This window comes from Curtobacterium sp. MCLR17_039 (assembly GCF_003234745.1).
Lineage (GTDB): Bacteria > Actinomycetota > Actinomycetes > Actinomycetales > Microbacteriaceae > Curtobacterium > Curtobacterium flaccumfaciens.
Genome location: NZ_QKTF01000011.1, coordinates 99320 through 114278, shown reverse-complemented (window position 1 = coordinate 114278; position 14959 = coordinate 99320). Strand labels below are relative to the sequence as shown.

At 71.8% G+C, this 14959-nt stretch carries 20 protein-coding genes; 9 read left to right on the top strand and 11 right to left on the bottom strand.

From position 1 onward, the window contains the following. The first annotated feature begins 161 nt into the window (after positions 1-161). Entirely contained in the window at positions 162-722 is a 561-nt protein-coding gene (locus tag DEJ00_RS13670; RefSeq protein ID WP_111057727.1) for a histidine phosphatase family protein, read from the top strand. 69 nt (positions 723-791) lie between these two features. Here DEJ00_RS13670 and DEJ00_RS13665 read toward each other — a convergent pair whose 3' ends face one another. Then, a complete protein-coding gene (locus DEJ00_RS13665) occupies positions 792-1814 on the bottom strand; it encodes a transporter (RefSeq protein ID WP_111057726.1) in 1023 nt (340 codons plus the stop codon). A 68-nt stretch (positions 1815-1882) separates the two neighbouring features. Continuing rightward, positions 1883-2722 (bottom strand): DUF1684 domain-containing protein, encoded by an 840-nt coding sequence (locus DEJ00_RS13660; protein WP_111057725.1) that lies wholly within the window; start codon positions 2720-2722, stop codon positions 1883-1885. A 393-nt stretch (positions 2723-3115) separates the two neighbouring features. Here DEJ00_RS13660 and DEJ00_RS13655 point away from each other — a divergent pair, with 393 nt between their 5' ends. Beyond that, positions 3116-4342, top strand: coding sequence for a cobalamin-independent methionine synthase II family protein (locus DEJ00_RS13655; RefSeq protein ID WP_111057724.1), 1227 nt, complete (start codon positions 3116-3118; stop codon positions 4340-4342). A 237-nt stretch (positions 4343-4579) separates the two neighbouring features. Here the strand turns inward: DEJ00_RS13655 and DEJ00_RS13650 are convergent, their stop codons facing one another. Next, complete coding sequence (locus tag DEJ00_RS13650) at positions 4580-5539, bottom strand: SDR family oxidoreductase (protein ID WP_111057723.1); 960 nt, start codon at positions 5537-5539, stop codon at positions 4580-4582. 75 nt (positions 5540-5614) lie between these two features. Between DEJ00_RS13650 and DEJ00_RS13645 the strand changes: the two genes are divergently transcribed. Both DEJ00_RS13645 and DEJ00_RS13640 read left to right on the top strand, forming a co-directional pair. Continuing rightward, entirely contained in the window at positions 5615-5875 is a 261-nt protein-coding gene (locus DEJ00_RS13645; RefSeq protein WP_027465422.1) for a hypothetical protein, read from the top strand. A gap of 125 nt (positions 5876-6000) precedes the next feature. Continuing rightward, positions 6001-6849: a family 16 glycosylhydrolase gene (locus tag DEJ00_RS13640; RefSeq protein ID WP_111057722.1), complete on the top strand. Its 849-nt coding sequence runs from the start codon at positions 6001-6003 to the stop codon at positions 6847-6849. A gap of 42 nt (positions 6850-6891) precedes the next feature. Here the strand turns inward: DEJ00_RS13640 and DEJ00_RS13635 are convergent, their stop codons facing one another. Together DEJ00_RS13635 and DEJ00_RS13630 are read right to left on the bottom strand one after the other, a co-directional pair. Further along, complete coding sequence (locus tag DEJ00_RS13635; protein ID WP_138803199.1) at positions 6892-7107, bottom strand: hypothetical protein; 216 nt, start codon at positions 7105-7107, stop codon at positions 6892-6894. A 23-nt stretch (positions 7108-7130) separates the two neighbouring features. Beyond that, complete coding sequence (locus tag DEJ00_RS13630; RefSeq protein WP_111057721.1) at positions 7131-7469, bottom strand: DUF3140 domain-containing protein; 339 nt, start codon at positions 7467-7469, stop codon at positions 7131-7133. A gap of 114 nt (positions 7470-7583) precedes the next feature. On the opposite strand from DEJ00_RS13630, the gene DEJ00_RS18580 reads away from it, so the two are divergent. Together DEJ00_RS18580 and DEJ00_RS13625 are read left to right on the top strand one after the other, a co-directional pair. Further along, entirely contained in the window at positions 7584-7730 is a 147-nt protein-coding gene (locus DEJ00_RS18580) for a hypothetical protein (protein WP_163343702.1), read from the top strand. A gap of 64 nt (positions 7731-7794) precedes the next feature. Continuing rightward, on the top strand, positions 7795-8742 hold the full coding sequence (locus DEJ00_RS13625) for an isoprenylcysteine carboxylmethyltransferase family protein (protein ID WP_111057720.1): 948 nt from the start codon (positions 7795-7797) through the stop codon (positions 8740-8742). Here the strand turns inward: DEJ00_RS13625 and DEJ00_RS13620 are convergent. The 3 genes from DEJ00_RS13620 to DEJ00_RS13610 all read right to left on the bottom strand — a co-directional run bounded on the left by DEJ00_RS13620 (position 8723) and on the right by DEJ00_RS13610 (position 11072). Continuing rightward, complete coding sequence (locus DEJ00_RS13620) at positions 8723-9139, bottom strand: VOC family protein (RefSeq protein ID WP_111057719.1); 417 nt, start codon at positions 9137-9139, stop codon at positions 8723-8725. The two genes, DEJ00_RS13625 and DEJ00_RS13620, sit on opposite strands and share 20 nt — an antisense overlap. A 242-nt stretch (positions 9140-9381) precedes the next feature. Next, positions 9382-9996 carry a DapH/DapD/GlmU-related protein gene (locus DEJ00_RS13615; RefSeq protein ID WP_051596707.1) on the bottom strand — a complete coding sequence of 205 codons (615 nt, stop codon included), beginning with the start codon at positions 9994-9996 and terminating at the stop codon, positions 9382-9384. Between the two features lie 119 nt (positions 9997-10115). Next, entirely contained in the window at positions 10116-11072 is a 957-nt protein-coding gene (locus tag DEJ00_RS13610; RefSeq protein ID WP_111057718.1) for an AraC family transcriptional regulator, read from the bottom strand. A gap of 105 nt (positions 11073-11177) precedes the next feature. Between DEJ00_RS13610 and DEJ00_RS13605 the strand changes: the two genes are divergently transcribed. Beyond that, the gene (locus DEJ00_RS13605) at positions 11178-11507 is read left to right on the top strand and encodes a hypothetical protein (protein WP_111057717.1); all 330 of its coding nucleotides are present in this window, start codon (positions 11178-11180) and stop codon (positions 11505-11507) included. A gap of 34 nt (positions 11508-11541) precedes the next feature. Here DEJ00_RS13605 and DEJ00_RS13600 read toward each other — a convergent pair whose 3' ends face one another. Continuing rightward, complete coding sequence (locus tag DEJ00_RS13600) at positions 11542-11856, bottom strand: hypothetical protein (RefSeq protein WP_071244494.1); 315 nt, start codon at positions 11854-11856, stop codon at positions 11542-11544. Between the two features lie 189 nt (positions 11857-12045). Between DEJ00_RS13600 and DEJ00_RS13595 the strand changes: the two genes are divergently transcribed. Then, the gene (locus DEJ00_RS13595; RefSeq protein WP_111057716.1) at positions 12046-12879 is read left to right on the top strand and encodes an SDR family oxidoreductase; all 834 of its coding nucleotides are present in this window, start codon (positions 12046-12048) and stop codon (positions 12877-12879) included. A 137-nt stretch (positions 12880-13016) separates the two neighbouring features. After that, on the top strand, positions 13017-13514 hold the full coding sequence (locus DEJ00_RS13590; RefSeq protein ID WP_111057715.1) for a hypothetical protein: 498 nt from the start codon (positions 13017-13019) through the stop codon (positions 13512-13514). Between the two features lie 25 nt (positions 13515-13539). Here DEJ00_RS13590 and DEJ00_RS13585 read toward each other — a convergent pair whose 3' ends face one another. Both DEJ00_RS13585 and DEJ00_RS13580 read right to left on the bottom strand, forming a co-directional pair. After that, positions 13540-13881: a hypothetical protein gene (locus tag DEJ00_RS13585; RefSeq protein ID WP_111057714.1), complete on the bottom strand. Its 342-nt coding sequence runs from the start codon at positions 13879-13881 to the stop codon at positions 13540-13542. Positions 13882-14194: 313 nt separating this feature from the next. Further along, complete coding sequence (locus DEJ00_RS13580; protein ID WP_111057713.1) at positions 14195-14815, bottom strand: hypothetical protein; 621 nt, start codon at positions 14813-14815, stop codon at positions 14195-14197. Between the last annotated feature and the right edge of the window lie 144 nt (positions 14816-14959).

Here is a 14959-nt window from a genome sequence, read left to right as displayed (position 1 = left end):
GGGCGTCGCGAGGCGTCGCGGGCGGCGGGGCGTCGCGGGCGGCGGGGCGTCGCTCGGTGCGAGGTTGTCCACTCGGTGCGTCGGAACAGACCGGGCACGGAGTGAACAACCTCGCACCAGACGGGGCCGGTGCGCACCTCGCACCGTGCGAGGATCGCCGGATGGTCTCGTCGTTCCTGACCCACGCTGAAGTGGTGATCGACCCCGCGGTCCCGATCGAGTCGTGGGGACTGTCGCCCGAGGGACGCGTCCGGGCCGCCGCCGCACACCGGCTCGCGCGGACGCCGGGCTCCCGGCGGATCGTCTCGAGCACCGAGCGCAAGGCCGTCGAGACCGCCGACCTGCTCGCCAGCGCCGTCGGGCTGTCGGTCGAGCACGACCCGCTGCTGGGCGAGATCGACCGGAGCGCGACCGGCTACCTGCCGCTGTCCGAGTTCGAGGCCGTCGTCGACGCGTTCTTCGCCCGACCCGAGCAGTCGGTCCGCGGCTGGGAGCGGGCGATCGACGCCCAGGAGCGCATCGTCGCAGCCGTCCGCCGGCACTGCTCCACCGGCGACCTCACGATCGTGTCGCACGGTGCGGTCGGCGCGCTGCTCCTGGCGCACCTGCGCGGCGTCCCGATCACGCGCGCCCTCGACCAGCCCGGCATGGGCAGCGTCTTCCGCTTCGACGCGCCCGCCGGGCGGGCGACCAGCGGCTGGAGACGCGTCCCCGCGACCTGACGGGAGGCGCGGGGCGGGGCCGCCACGGGCCTCCCGTCCGCCGCCTGCGCGGCCCGACCGCCCCGCTCGTCAGACCACGCGCGTCGCGCCCGTCACGGGGCCGGGGGCGGCGTCCTCATCGTCGGCGTCGTGCAGGGTCCGTTCGGCCTGCCCGAGCAGGTGGTGCACGGCGAGGCCGATCGAGCGGGCACCGACGACCGCGACGAGCACGCTCAGCAGCGCCAGCAACGCGGCGGTGGGGATCCAGGCGGACGGCAGCGCGAGTGCCCGGAACCACTCCACTGCGGCGGTGGCGACCGCGGCTGCCGGGAACACGAACGACCAGAACCCGAGCGAGAACGCCAGACGAACGTACCGCGGCAGCAGGGCCAGCTGCACGAGGACCAACAGGACGCCGAGCCCCGCGATGGCCTGCACGGGCAGGGTGACCGCTCCGTCGGTGAGGGCGAACACCGACAGGGTGGCGACCGCCGGCGGCGCGACCAGGATCGCCATCGTCGGCACGAGCGGCCCCGGCAGCGCCGGTCGGAACGCCAGCCGGATGAGCAGCAGGCCGGTCATGACACCCCAGAAGAACACGCCGACGCCGAGGGCCGGCCAGGACAGCCAGCCGACGCCGACCTCGTGCGTGGCCACCGAGGCGACCAGGGCCGCGGCGACGGTCGGCAGCAGGTAGCCGCCGTGCACGGACTCCAGGGCGAGCCGGCCTTCGAACCAGGTGCTCAGCAGCCAGGCGGCGAACCCGGCCGCGGTGGCCACGGCGGCGAGCACCACGACCTGCCCGGCGACGGGGGCGAACCGCGCGAGGTCGACGCCGAGCAGCATCGCGGTCGCGGGCACGAGCGCGGCGATCGGCCCCTGCGCCGGGTGGCGGAGCTGGTCGACGAGCCGTTCGCTGACGCGTGCACCCCGGACGGCGTGCGCACCGAGCAGCCACACCCACGCGACGGCCGCGATCGCCCAGAACACCTGCGGCACCACGGTGGGCAGGTGCAGCACGGGGGCGGCGTACGACCACGTCTCGGCGAAGCCGGCGAGGCCGAACGGGACGGCGAGGGTGTTGAGCGGGATGCGGGAGGTGGGTCGTGGCATGGCTCCCCCATTCTCGTGGACGGGTCGGCTGCGTCGGTGCGCGTCCGGGTGCCGTGCGTGCTCCGCGGTCAGGCTGCGGGCAGTTGCTCGCCCGCCTCGATCGCCACGTCGAGCCGGTTCTCGGCGGGCGGCAGCGGGCAGGTCGCGTGCGGGGTGTACGCGCACGGCAGGTTCGTCGACCGGTTGAAGTCGATGCGGGTGGCACCGTCGGCATCCGGTGCGGCGATGTCGAGACTCCGGTTCGCCGCGTACGTCGTGACTCCGCTCGTGCGGTCGGTGAACAGCACGTGCAGGCCGCCGGCGTGCCCGTTGAACGCCAGGAGCGACCGCGGCCCGTCGAGGTCGAACGTCAGGACGCCGGGGGCCTCGTACACGTGCAGCAGGCCGTCGACGACGCTGCCCACGGTGACCTCGCGCGGGGTGTCGAACGGCTCGAAGTGCGCGTCCACGACGAAGTGCTCAGCGGGGGCGTACGCCGGGGTGCCGTGGTAGCCGACGCGGGTCGGGTTCGACGGGTGTCGCGGGCGCAGCAGGTCGCTGCCGCCTCGCCGGGCGACCTCGATCACCACGGTCTCGTCGCCGTCGCGCCACACCACGTTCGTGCTCGAGCGCTCGGGCAGCGGGCCGAACCGGTGCGTCCCGGTGACCTGCTGCCCGTCGACCTCGATCGTCTCGTCCTCGGCCAGTGCGACCACCGGGCCGTCCTCGTCCGTCGACCAGCTGCCCGGTGCGTCCTCGAAGCGTTCCGGCGTGGCGGTGAGCCAACGGATGCTGGTGATCGCGAGGAACCCGTGCTCGCTCGCCCGGGCCTGCTCGTGGTCGTCGTGCCACGTCGTCCACGACTCGGCGAAGGTCGGTGCGGTCGTGGTGGTCGGGGTCGTGGCGTTCGCCGGGGTCGTCGTGCTCATGGGTCGACCGTACGACGCGTGGCCCGGCGGCGCGACGATCGTGTCGCCGTGCGTCGGCGGGGGTCGCGCGCGTGCGGGCGGTGGCCGGGCGCGCGCGGGCCGTTGTGTGCGTGGGGGCGGGCGGTGGGCTGGTCGACGAGGAACGACACCGTCGACGTCGTACGACATCGATCCTGTCGTTCGCACGCGCCTGCAACTGTCCGCGCACGCAACAGGCGACCGAGTCGGTGTCGTACGACATCGACCCTGTCGTTCGGCGTCCGCACGAAGCCGTGGTCGCGGAACGTAACGGGCCCGGCCCCTCGTGGCAGAGTGGCACTGCAGCGCACCGCGAAGCCTCGCGCGCGGCCCCCGACTCCCGACAGTCCGCACCCATCGAGAGGAAGGCAGCGCATGCCCTTCGAGAACACCGACCGCGTCCAGGCCACCACCGCCGGATCGCTCCCCCGCACCCCGGAGCTCATCGCCGCGAACGCCGCACGGCCCGTGGCCGCCGACGGCTTCACACTCGAGACCACCGACGAGGTCCGGGCCCTGACGAGCGCCGCCGTCGACGACGTCGTCGCCCGGCAGACCGCGCTCGGCATCACGCAGCCCGGCGACGGCGAGTTCGGCAAGGCGATGTCGAACAGCGTCGACTACGGCGCCTGGTGGGGCTACTCGTTCCAGCGCGTCAGCGGCCTGAGCCTGACCGACGAGAACATCTTCTCGCAGCAGCCGGTCCGGTCCACGCCGGGGAACATCCGGCTCACGAGCTTCCCGGACCGCCGCGACTGGACGATCTTCCACGACGCCTACACCGACCCCGAGTCGGGTATCGGCACCGGCAAGAACGCCACCGCGTTCCCGACCACCACCGGCCCGATCACCTACACCGGCCACGAGGCCGCGGCCACCGACGCCGCGAACCTCAAGCACGCGGTCGAGGCCGCCGGCGCGGACAACGGTTTCATCACGGCGCTCTCCCCCGGCTCCGCCGCCCGCATCGCGAACGAGTACTACGCGACGGAGGAAGAACACATCTGGGCGTGGGCCGACGCCCTGCGCGAGGAGTACACGACGATCCTCGACGCCGGCCTCGTGCTGCAGATCGACGACCCCTCGATCGCCGAGAACTGGGACCAGATCAACCCCGAGCCGAGCATCGAGGACTACCGCGCCTTCACCCGCATCCGTGTCGAGGCGCTCAACCACGCGCTGCGGGGCCTCGACACCAGCCGCGTGCGCTTCCACCTGTGCTGGGGTTCCTGGCACGGCCCGCACACCACCGACATCGAGCTCCGCCACATCGTCGACCTGATGCTCGACATCGACGCCGGCGCGTACTCGTTCGAGGCCGCCAACGCCCGCCACGAGCACGAGTGGACCGTCTGGCAGGACGTCACCCTGCCCGAGGGGAAGGTCATCGTCCCCGGTGTCGTCGGCCACGCCACGAACGTCGTCGAGCACCCCGACCTCGTCGCGCAGCGCATCGAGCGGTTCGCGTCGGTGGTCGGGCGTGAGCGCGTCATCGCCGGCACGGACTGCGGCCTCGGCGGCCGCGTGCACCCGCAGATCGCCGCGGCGAAGCTCGAGTCCCTCGGCGAGGGTGCCCGGCGCGCGAGCGCGAAGCTCTTCTAGCCGTCCGTTCCTTCCCAGAACGGCTGCGATACATGGCGAGATCGGGCGTACCTGTCACGAAGAACACGGCAGGTACGCCCGGTTCCGCTAGGTACGCCCGGTTCCGGCAGGTACGCCCGGTTCCGCTAGGTACGCCCGGTTCCGCCAGGTACGCCCGGTTCCGCCAGGTACGCCCGGCTGTGCAACGCACGGGCGGACTGGAGGCGCGGTGCGGGCTGGCACCGTGCCTCCAGGCCGTCAGCGGCGTCGGCGCAGGGCGACGGCCGCGACCGCGACGAGCGCTCCCGCCCACAGCACGGGGCGCGTGACGCGCCGTCGCTTCGCGACCCAGCCGCCGTTCGTCGCGTTCGCGGCGTCGGCGGGGGCGTAGAGGTTCCCGTCGGTCGGGGCGCCCTTGCCACGGAGCGCGAACGTCTCCACCATCGGCTTCGTGATCTTGTGGAACAGGCCCGGGAACACGTACTGCAGCGGCACGAGCGATGCCTGGATGCGTCCGACGAAGCGGTAGCGCTTGGGGTGCGTGGCGGCCTGCACGACAGCACGCCCGGCCCGCTCGACCGAGACGGTGGGCGGCAGCGGGTGCGAGGTCTTGCCGGTGTAGTTGGCACCGTTCTGGTAGATCGGGGTGTCGATCGTGGACGGCAGCAGTGCGGTGAACTCGATGCCGGTGCCCGCGAACTCGTCACCGAGCACGTCGACCAGGCCGAGGGCCGCGTGCTTGCTCGTGACGTACGCCGACTGGTACGGCGCCGAGAGCAGCGACTGGATCGAGCCGACGAGCACGTAGGTGCCCTTCCCGCGCTGCTTCCAGTGCGGCAGCAGGTGCGTGACGGCGTTGAGGTGCCCGTACAGGTTCGTGTCGACGACGCGCTTGAACGCCTCGGTGGGGGTCTGCTCGAACAGGCCGTAGACGAACAGGGCCGCGTTGCCGACGAAGACGTCGATGCGACCGAAGCGGGTCGTCACCGTGCCGATGAGGTCCTTGACCTGGTGCTCGTCGGCGACGTCCGTGGGGATCGCGATCGCCTCGGCGCCGAGCTTCCGGCACTCGGCGGCTGCGGCCTCGAGCGAGTCGTGCCCGCGTGCGGCGAGCACGAGCGTGGCGCCCTGCCGGGCGAACTCGTGTGCGGCGGCCCTCCCGATGCCGCTCGATGCTCCGGTGATGACGACGATCTTCCCGCGGTACCGATGTCCCATGTGTCCTTGGTACCCGGCCGTGGTCCGTTCCCGCACAGCCGGGTCGTACCCCTGCACGCGGTGCGAAGATGGAGCATGCGCAAGGACGACCTGACCGTCGACGAAGCCGCGGTCATCGCCGAGCACGCCCGCTCCGGTGTCCTCGACGTCGACGACCCCGAGGTGCGGAAGGTCGTCGAGCAGGCGAACCGGGTGCTGGTCCGTGCACAGATGTGGGGCGAGGAGCGGAGCCCGAAGCTGCGGCGTCGCCGACGGCTCATCGCGGTCGGCGCCCTCGTGATGGTGCTCGTCTGGGTCGCGGGCCTGCTCGTGCCGCTGGCGATGCGCTTCGGCTGACGGGTCCGTCGGCGCCGGCTGCGGTCTGCGCGGGGCGGATCAACCACGGTGCGGCCCTGGCCTGACTCGTCCGGATGGTGCATGATCCGACGACCACACCACCATCGCGCTGCAGGGAGCACGACATGGACCAGCACATCGATCGACGGCGCTTCATGACGCTCGGACTCGCCGGAGCCGCGACGACGGCCCTCAGCGCGACGGCGATCGGCGCGGACGGGTCGGCGCAGGCAGCGACCACGTCGGCTGCCGCCCCTGTGCTGCTCGCTGCCGACGAGTTCGACGGCCCGGCCGGCAGCGCGCCGAACCCGGGGATCTGGCGGTACGACCTGGGTGCCGGCGGGTGGGGCAACGCCGAGCTGCAGACCTACACGGACTCGCGGCGGAACGCGGCGCTCGACGGGGCCGGCAACCTCGTGATCACCGCACACCGCGAGGCCGACGGCTCGTACTCGTCGGCCCGGCTGAAGTCCGAGAGCACCTACACGGCGCAGTACGGCCGCATCGAGGCGCGGATCCGGATCCCCCGCGGCCAGGGCATCTGGCCGGCGTTCTGGATGCTCGGCGCGGACATCGGGCAGGTCGGGTGGCCGGCGTGCGGGGAGATCGACGTCATGGAGAACGTCGGGTACGAGCCGGGGACCGTGCACGGCACGGTGCACGGGCCCGGGTACTCCGGCGCGCAGGGCATCTCGGCGGCGTACACGGCCCCGTCCGGAGCAGCCTTCGCCGACGACTTCCACGTGTACGGGGTCGACTGGCGCCCCGGCTCGATCACCTGGACGGTCGACGGTGTCGCGTACCGGACGGTCACCCGGGCCGACGTCGGCTCGGCGACGTGGGTGTTCGACAAGCCGTTCTTCGTGATCCTCAACGTCGCGGTCGGCGGGAACTGGCCGGGCTCGCCCGACGCCTCGACGCGGTTCCCGCAGCAGATGACGATCGACTGGTTGCGGGTCCACCAGAACGCCTAGCCGGGCCCGCGCAGCCGACCCGGTCGGTCCTGCGCTGCCCGCTCAGGGACGGCGGTTCGCCCGGGCGACGAGCCACAGGTAGGTGCTGTGCCCGACCAGGGCGAGTCCGAAGAACACCGCGGCGACCGCGTACACCCGGTCGAGCTTGCCCTGCCCGATCACGAGCATCACGACGCAGAACGCGACGGCGATCGCGAGGACACCGACCTGCACGGTCGACCAGATCCGTCGGAAGCGCGGCATGCCCGTCTCGTTCACGCCACCCATTCTGCCCGATGCCGTCAGTGCTTCTCCGGGTCGTGGCCCCAGTTCATGAGCGAGTACCGCCAGGGGGTGTCGTGCACGTCGCCGTCGGGACGCTGTTCCGAGTGCCGGGCGACGTAGCCGACGACCTTCCGCATGTGCGCCAGGTCGTCGTCGGTGCGGTCGGCCTTGTGCTTCTCGAGGATGCGGATGATGTGCCGACCGCTCTCGTGGCCGGTCGACTCGCCGCCGCCGGACGGCTTCTGCCCGACGGACTTCGACTCGTCGGTGTCGAGCCACTTCCGCAGCTCGGTGGCGGTCATGTTCACCGCGTCGCCGAAGTCGGCTCGGGTCTGCTCGTCGTCGTGCTCGCTCATGCCGTCGAGACAACCCGACGGTGCTGGACGACTGCGCAGGGCGGATCGCGTCTGATGGGAATGGAACGGCCCCGCCCGGTGTCGAACTCTCCACCGACCACGAAGGAGCCCACCATGAGCCTCGACCTCCACAAGAGCACCGGCGCCGGAACCGTCACCGACGAGCGCACCTGCCTGCCGAAGCCCGTCCTGCCCAGCCTGCACGACGAGCGCACCCCGTCCTTCGGCCGCTGGCTCGGACAGATCAACCACACCGACTGACCCACCAGCGGGAGCGAGGGCGCCCACGACCCGGGCCCTCGCCGCGCACTGCTACCGTGCACCCATGTCCTGGGGCCGGCGGTACTACGCGCTGCAAGCCGTCGGCGGAGCGGCCTGGTGGATCGCCGTCGCGACGCTGCCGTGGATCCGCACGGCGACGCTCGGCTCGCTCGACCCGGTGCTCGTCGCGGTGTTCGACGTCCCGCTGTTCGTCGTCGGCTCGGCGCTCGCCGCCGCCGGGGTCCGGGCCGCCGCGGTGGTCACGACGGTGTGGACCGCCCTGGTGCTCGTCGCCCTGAGCGTCTGGGCCACCGTCATCGGCGAGGCGGGCTGGGGCGTGCTCGTCATGCTGGCCGCCACGGTCGGCTCGACGGTCGCCCTCGCCCTCGTCCTGCTCGGACGGGTCCCGACGGAGTGGGTGACGAGCGGTCCGCTGCGGATCCGGACCGCTGACGCCGCGGCCCCGCGCTCCCGGCACGTCACCGCGACCGTGCTGCAGATCGTCGTCTTCTGGGGCCTGTTCCTCGGGGTGTTCCCCCTGGTCATCGCGTTCGCCGAGCACCGCTGGGGCCTGCACCCGCAGCTGCCGACACCCTTCGTCACCGCGCTCACCGTCGTCGGTGTGGTCGTGCTCCTGCTGGCCAGCGCGCTCGGCATCGCGTCGGCAGCGGCGATGTCGACGAAGGGCGAGGGCACACCGCTGCCCTCGGCCACCGCGAACCGCCTGGTGGTCGCCGGGCCGTACCGGTCGGTGCGCAACCCGATGGCACTGGCCGGCATCACCCAGGGCGTCGCCGTCGGACTGCTGCTGTCGTCGTGGCTGGTCGTCGTCTACGCGATCGCCGGTTCCGTGGTCTGGAACTGCATCGTCCGCCCGCTCGAGGAATCGGACCTGGCGGAACGGTTCGGCGACGACTTCCGTCGCTACGCCGAGCAGGTCCGGTGCTGGGTGCCGCGGTGGCCGGTGCCGGCACGCGTGGGTTCGGTGCCGCTCAGCTCGTCGCGCCGCTGATGTTGACCAGCCACGACACCCCGTGGCGATCGGTCAGCATGCCGAAGGTGTCGCCCCAGGGCGCGGTGGTGAGTGGTTCGACGATCCTCGCGCCCTGGGCGAGGCCGTTCCACCACCGCGTCAGCAGTTCGTGGTCGTCGCCGCTGAGCGAGAGCGAGATGCTGCTCTCCGCCGGTGTCGGCATGCCGGACGGCGCGTCCGAGGCCATCAGGAGCAGGCCCTGGTCGCCGTCGAGCTGCCCGTGCATCACCTTGTCGGCGTCGGCGGGGTCCTGGCTCATGCCGGCTTCACCGAACGTGCCGATGGTGAGCGTGCCGCCGAAGACCGAGTGGTAGAACTCGAGCGCTTCGCGGGCGCCGCTCCGGAACCCGAGGTAGGGGTTGAGACGAACGGTCATGACGGTCTCCCTCGTCCTGCGCGGGCGCCGTCGCCCGCGTCGTGATCATGCTGGCAGAGTGCGCGTCCCCGCGGAAGGAGACGCCGTCGTCTTCGTCCGGCGCCGCCAGGTCGTCGAGACGCCTCCACATTCGGCGGCGTCTCGACGGCGGGGCGGCGTCGCAGCAGCACGCCGGCGTCTTCGAAGCAGCACCAACGCCGGACGGGAGGCGCGTGGCGGCGCCGCCACGCGCCTCCAGGCCGTCAGGCGGTGGGGTCTACCACCGGCGGCCGGGCGGACGGGGCGAGCTCGCGGATCCGCTTGGCGGGGACGCCGGCGTAGACGCCGTGCGCCGCCAGGCGGCCGACGACCACGGCGCCGGCGGCGACCACGACGTCGTGCTCGATGTGGGCGCCGGGCAGGATCGTGGCGCGGCCACCGATCCAGACGTGCTCCTCGACGACCACCGGACGGCCGGTCGCGACGTCGCTCCAGCGGCCCTCGGCGTCGATCTCGTGGTGGCTCGTCATGATGAGCACCTGCATCCCGATCGCGGTGTTCGCGCCGATCGTCACGGGGGCCACGGCCTCGACCGTCACGTTCCTGTTGCAGAAGACGCCCCGGCCGATCGTGAGGTGCTTCGGGTCGCCCGTCAGCGAGAACCCGGTGCCCACACCGGACTCGGCGTGTGCACCGGCGGCACGGAGCAGCAGCCGACGGACGATCCGGGGCAGCAGCGGGGATCCGAGCAGTGCGGTGAAGACGAAGTGCTCACCGGCGTAGGAGGCGTCCTCGACGAGCCGGCGGCCGAACGTCGACGGATCGGTCGTCGGCGGGACGACCGCAGTCGGGACGGGTGGTGCTGCTGAGCCGGCCATGGGGTCTCCAGTCGTCGTGGCTGCGTGTCCGTGCAGCGCAAACGTAGGGCGACGATCGTCGGCGATCGGCCGGACGGCGGGCGGTTGCGGGATTCTTGCGGGCCCGCGCGGCAGCTCGTCTACGCGCGGGCGCCGTCGCGCGCGGTGGACGCCGTCTGCCGGGGCAGCTCACCGAACTCCTCGCGGTAGCTCCCCGCGAACCGGCCGAGGTGGGCGAACCCGGTGGCCCGGGCGATCTCGGCGATGCTCCGCCCGTCGCCCGACTCGAGCTGTTCGCGGGCGAGCAGCAGCCGGATGCGGCGCAGGTACATGGTCGGGGTGATGCCGTGGTGCCGCTGGAACGCCGCCTGCACGCCGCGCACGCTCAGGCCGGCGGCCTCTGCGACGTCGTCGACCGTGATCGGTTCGGTGGCGTGCTCGAGCAGGAAGGTCTCGGCGCGGGCGAACCGGGCGGTGGCGGCCATCGCCGGCTCGTGCTGCCCGACGGGCCAGTGTGGGATCGCGGTGAGCAGACCACCGGCGGCGAACCGGGCGAGCTCCCGCTCGCGTTCGATCGGGACGGCGTCCGGTCCGGCCAGCACCTCTTGCGCGACGGACCGCACCATGAGCCACCAGGCAGCGAGCGGCGCGCCCTCGGGGACGTGCCGCGGACGGAACTCGATGGGACCGGGGGCCCAGTCCCCGCGCTCGGCGGCGACCTGCTCGACGATCGAACGGTCGATGCGCAGGACGTCCTTGTTGCAGGCGATCCAGCGGAAGCGCTGGGGGCCCTGACGGAAGAGCGTCGGGCGGCCGATCTTCACGGTGTTCTCGTCGAGCTGGGCGACCCCGGACTTCATCCAGAAGATCATCATCGCGTCGCCCGGCTCGATCGTGCCGCTCAGGACCCCGGTGCAGCGGGTCGACTCGAGCGACAGCAGTGCCGTGCCGCGCACGCGCTCCTCGAACACGAACTCGGCGTCCGTCGGTTCGACCGTCAGCCCGTGGGTGATGTGCGTCCGAGCCATCGCCTCGGCCGCGACCGACGGCTCGGCGGTCTGGATCTCCCGCAGCATGCGGTGCATCTTCTCGGGCACGTGATGATCCTGACGACAAGTCGGCGTCCGCGCAACGAGCGACGCGCCGCGTTCCTGTACGGCGACCAGCCAACGCGCTGTTGGCTGTGCTCCAGGAGGTCGAACATGAAGTACATCCAGTACGACCGCTCGACGATCCTGACGAGCGACGACGTGGCCGATGCCGTGATCGAGTACGCCGCCGCCCTGGCCGGGGGCAGCCGTGCGGACACCGTGGCGATCCCCGCCGTGGCCGCCGACGGCACCATGACGACCACCAAGGTGCTCATCGGTCCGTCGAGCCAGCTCGTCGTCGAGGACGCCGAGGAGGACGAGCTCGAGCGCGAGGACACCGTGTTCGTGGCACGGCTGCGCGCCGCCGCGCTGACGTTCGACCACGACGAGGTGATCCACGCGGACACCCGGTCGGACCTGACCGAGGGGCCGGTGACGTAGGGGCGCCCCTGCGGAGCGCCAGCGGGGCGTCCGCTCAGCGCCCGAAGTCCGGCGGCGACGCGTTGGTGTCGACGGCGAGCACGGCCTCGGTGCGCCGACCGAGCTCGAGCAGGAACGCCTCGCCCTCGGGTTCGAGGTCGTCGTCCGGAGCCGGCTCGAGGGCGACCGGGATCGCCGGGGCCAGGAGCACCTCGATCGTGCTCGCCACCCCGAAGTCGTCGGCCGTCGGGATCGACACGACGTCGCTCAGCCGACTCTGGTGCAGGGCGGCGGCGTACCGGATCACCGCGTCGGCGATCGTGTCGCTCGTCAGGACACGGACCGTGCCCGCGTAGTTCACGTACTTCACACTTGCTCCCTGGTGAAGAGGAGCTTCCGTCGCGGTGACGGTTCCCTGATCCGGTGCCACGGTAGGCCGCCGTCGCGCGCCGCACACATCTTCGCGTTCCGGATGGGGTACGCCCGGAGCCTGAACCGGTGCTCAGTGGGGGTCGCAGACGATCGGGGACGTCCAGGCAAACCGACCACAGGGAGAGACATGACCGAGCAGCAGCAGCCCCCGGGGAGCGACCAGGAGCTCACGCCGAAGGCCGACCACGGCGAGGAGTCGTACCGCGGCTCCGGCAAGCTCACCGGCAAGCGTGCCGTCATCACCGGCGGGGACAGCGGCATCGGGAAGGCCGTCGCGATCGCGTTCGCGCGCGAGGGTGCTGACGTCCTGATCAGCTACCTGCCGGAAGAAGAGGACGACGCCCAGGACACGAAGCGCTGGATCGAGGAAGCCGGTCGGAAGGCCGTGCTGTTCCCCGGCGACGTGAGCGACCCCGCCTACTGCCGATCGGTCATCGACCAGGCGGTCTCGGAACTCGGCGGGCTCGACGTCCTCGTGAACAACGCCGCCTACCAGATGACCCACGAGACGATCGAGGAGATCAGCGACGAGGAGTGGGACCACACCCTCGCGACGAACCTCAGCGCCTACTTCCACCTCGTCAAGGCCGCGCTGCCGCACCTCGGCCCGGGGTCGTCGATCATCGGCTCGAGCTCGGTGAACTCCGACAACCCGAAGCCGAACCTGGCGCCCTACGACGTCACCAAGGCCGGCGTCGCGAACCTGTCCGCCGCGCTCGCGCAGCTGCTCGGCGACCGCGGCATCCGCGTGAACAGCGTCGCACCCGGTCCGATCTGGACCCCGCTGATCCCGTCGACGATGCCGCCGGAGCAGGTCGAGCAGTTCGGCAAGCAGTCGCCGCTCGGCCGTCCCGGCCAGCCGGCCGAGCTCGCACCCGTCTACGTGCTGCTCGCCAGCGACGACGGCAGCTACGTCTCCGGCGCGCGGGTCGCCGTCACCGGCGGCACCCCGATCCTGTGACGGGACCCCGGTCCGGCAACGGGACCAGGTGACGGACGGGAGGCCCGGGGCACGACGTGCGCCGGGCCTCCCGTCCGTCGTCGGGGGACGCTCCTGGCTGAATCGCCGCCCACCGGGGCCGGCCTACGTTCAGGGCCATGTCCACGCGAGCGAAGACCGTCACGGCGCTGTTCGGCGCCGCCACCGTAGCCCTCCTGCTCACCGCCTGCGACCCCGGCGGAGCCCAGAACATCAACCCCGTCGGCAAGGTCCCCGGCTCCGAGGAGAAGTCCCAGTCGGCCCAGTGCGACGTGGCCGCCAGCGCCGCCGTCGACATGATCGACAAGGCGGTCGGGTCGCACGACACCACCGAGTTCGCGAACATCCAGAAGGGTGACGGCGGCTGGTACCTCGGTGCCGCGATCGTCCCCGCGGACAGCAACGACTCGAACGACGACGAGGTCACCATCTGGGCGACCACCGCCGACCCGACGACCGACGACTTCGACGGCCCGCTGTACGCCGTGAACGACGTCGCCAAGCAGGCCGTCGCCGACGAGACCACCACCACCTCGGACGCGCCGACGCCGTTCGCCGACGACTCGAAGGCCGCCCAGCAGGTCGAGAGCTGTGTCGTCGAGGCGTCCGACCGCTAGTCGTCGGACACCGTGTCGTGGCCGATCAGTCCTTGGGCTGGTCGGCCACTTCCACGTCCACGTGGTAGTCGTCGCCGCCGTCGGTGCTGATGGTCGACACCGAGTCGTAGACCACGTCGTAGCCCGCCGTGTTCACGTCGCAGTGCACCTCGGCGCCGTCCTCGATCGCGATGTCGTCCGCACCACAGTCGACCTCGGGCGTCGCATCCGAGACGTCGGCCAACGCGTCGACGACGACGCGTTCGAAGGCGTCCGGTGTGACGGTCCGTGACGCCGACGACGATGCCGTGCACCCGCTGAGCGTCACCGCCAGGGCGATCGTCGCGATGAGCGTCGCGAGTGCGGTGATGGCGCGCTGGTGCTGCATGGTGTCCCCCGTGGCCCCTTGGCCGCTGCTCGCCCCGAGACCGGGGACCGGCTGTTCCTCGACGATAGCGGGAAGGTGCGAGGACGTCTGCCACGAGTTCGGGTCAGGAGCAGACGTCCTCGCGCTACGACGCCGTCGGGTTCGACGCGGTGGTCATGACGAGGCCAGCCCGGGAACGGGGGGGTCGGGCACCCGCCGGTAGGGTCCGGCGGGGTAGCTTCCCGAGACTGTACGACGACCACGGCTCAGACGTGTACAGGATCCGCCGGAACCGGACAGGAACCGGCGGGTCCCGGATCAGCCCCGCAGTCGCTCAGCCGTGCTGCAGCCGGTCCGCGACGCGGGCCCACTGGTCGTGCTCCCACTGGGCGTAGGCCTGTCGCCGACCGGACGACCCGAAGTCGTTCTCGACGTTCGCACTGACGGTCATGATCGTCTGCCCGTCGGTGGCTCGGACCGTGAAGTCGATGTTCATGACCGATCCGGCCCCGCCGATGTTCTGGTCGGTCGCCGTCAGGATCAGGCCGGAGTTCACGCCCGGTCGCACCGTGGGATCCGTGTAGTTGTACACGGTGGTGACCCGGGAGCTGTCGTCCCCGAACCGGTTCAGGGTGAACGGCACCACGTCACCCACCTGCGGGAACTCGGTCGGGACGCCGGTGATCGGGATCCCGCAGGAGAAGCAGGTGTGGAGTCGGTTCCAGATGTCCGTGGGGCTCGCGTGCCCCAGGGGGTAGGTGAACCAGTAGTTCCAGTGCTGCGACGGGGTGGCCGAAGCGGACGGGGTCGTCGCCGTGGACACCGCGGCGGCCGCCGGCGCCGTGTCTGCGGAGGCCGGTGCCGGAGCCGCCACCAGGACGACGCCCAGGACGAGCGCGACGCAGGACAGCAGCGGCGGGACGCTGTGCGCCCGAGAGGGCATGGAGATGGACATGTCTTCTCGTTCCTCGGCGTGTGCCGTTGGTTTCGCCAGACGATCGTCTGGCGTTTCCACGGTAGGCGAGCGGGAACCCCGCCCGGCTGAGCGTCCACCCGGGGAGTCGTGAAGGCCCGCTCAGCAGCACGGCGGTTCACTAGA

Coding starts and splice junctions, on each gene's coding strand:
- DEJ00_RS13615 (WP_051596707.1), bottom strand. CDS start 9,996: ATGGCCGGCTCAGCAGCACCACCCGTCCCGACTGCGGTCGTCCCGCCG.
- DEJ00_RS13580 (WP_111057713.1), bottom strand. CDS start 14,815: ATGTCCATCTCCATGCCCTCTCGGGCGCACAGCGTCCCGCCGCTGCTG.
- DEJ00_RS13625 (WP_111057720.1), top strand. CDS start 7,795: ATGTCCTGGGGCCGGCGGTACTACGCGCTGCAAGCCGTCGGCGGAGCG.
- DEJ00_RS13645 (WP_027465422.1), top strand. CDS start 5,615: ATGCGCAAGGACGACCTGACCGTCGACGAAGCCGCGGTCATCGCCGAG.
- DEJ00_RS13660 (WP_111057725.1), bottom strand. CDS start 2,722: ATGAGCACGACGACCCCGGCGAACGCCACGACCCCGACCACCACGACC.
- DEJ00_RS13585 (WP_111057714.1), bottom strand. CDS start 13,881: ATGCAGCACCAGCGCGCCATCACCGCACTCGCGACGCTCATCGCGACG.
- DEJ00_RS13620 (WP_111057719.1), bottom strand. CDS start 9,139: ATGACCGTTCGTCTCAACCCCTACCTCGGGTTCCGGAGCGGCGCCCGC.
- DEJ00_RS13590 (WP_111057715.1), top strand. CDS start 13,017: ATGTCCACGCGAGCGAAGACCGTCACGGCGCTGTTCGGCGCCGCCACC.
- DEJ00_RS18580 (WP_163343702.1), top strand. CDS start 7,584: ATGAGCCTCGACCTCCACAAGAGCACCGGCGCCGGAACCGTCACCGAC.
- DEJ00_RS13605 (WP_111057717.1), top strand. CDS start 11,178: ATGAAGTACATCCAGTACGACCGCTCGACGATCCTGACGAGCGACGAC.
- DEJ00_RS13665 (WP_111057726.1), bottom strand. CDS start 1,814: ATGCCACGACCCACCTCCCGCATCCCGCTCAACACCCTCGCCGTCCCG.
- DEJ00_RS13640 (WP_111057722.1), top strand. CDS start 6,001: ATGGACCAGCACATCGATCGACGGCGCTTCATGACGCTCGGACTCGCC.
- DEJ00_RS13670 (WP_111057727.1), top strand. CDS start 162: ATGGTCTCGTCGTTCCTGACCCACGCTGAAGTGGTGATCGACCCCGCG.
- DEJ00_RS13630 (WP_111057721.1), bottom strand. CDS start 7,469: ATGAGCGAGCACGACGACGAGCAGACCCGAGCCGACTTCGGCGACGCG.
- DEJ00_RS13650 (WP_111057723.1), bottom strand. CDS start 5,539: ATGGGACATCGGTACCGCGGGAAGATCGTCGTCATCACCGGAGCATCG.
- DEJ00_RS13595 (WP_111057716.1), top strand. CDS start 12,046: ATGACCGAGCAGCAGCAGCCCCCGGGGAGCGACCAGGAGCTCACGCCG.
- DEJ00_RS13655 (WP_111057724.1), top strand. CDS start 3,116: ATGCCCTTCGAGAACACCGACCGCGTCCAGGCCACCACCGCCGGATCG.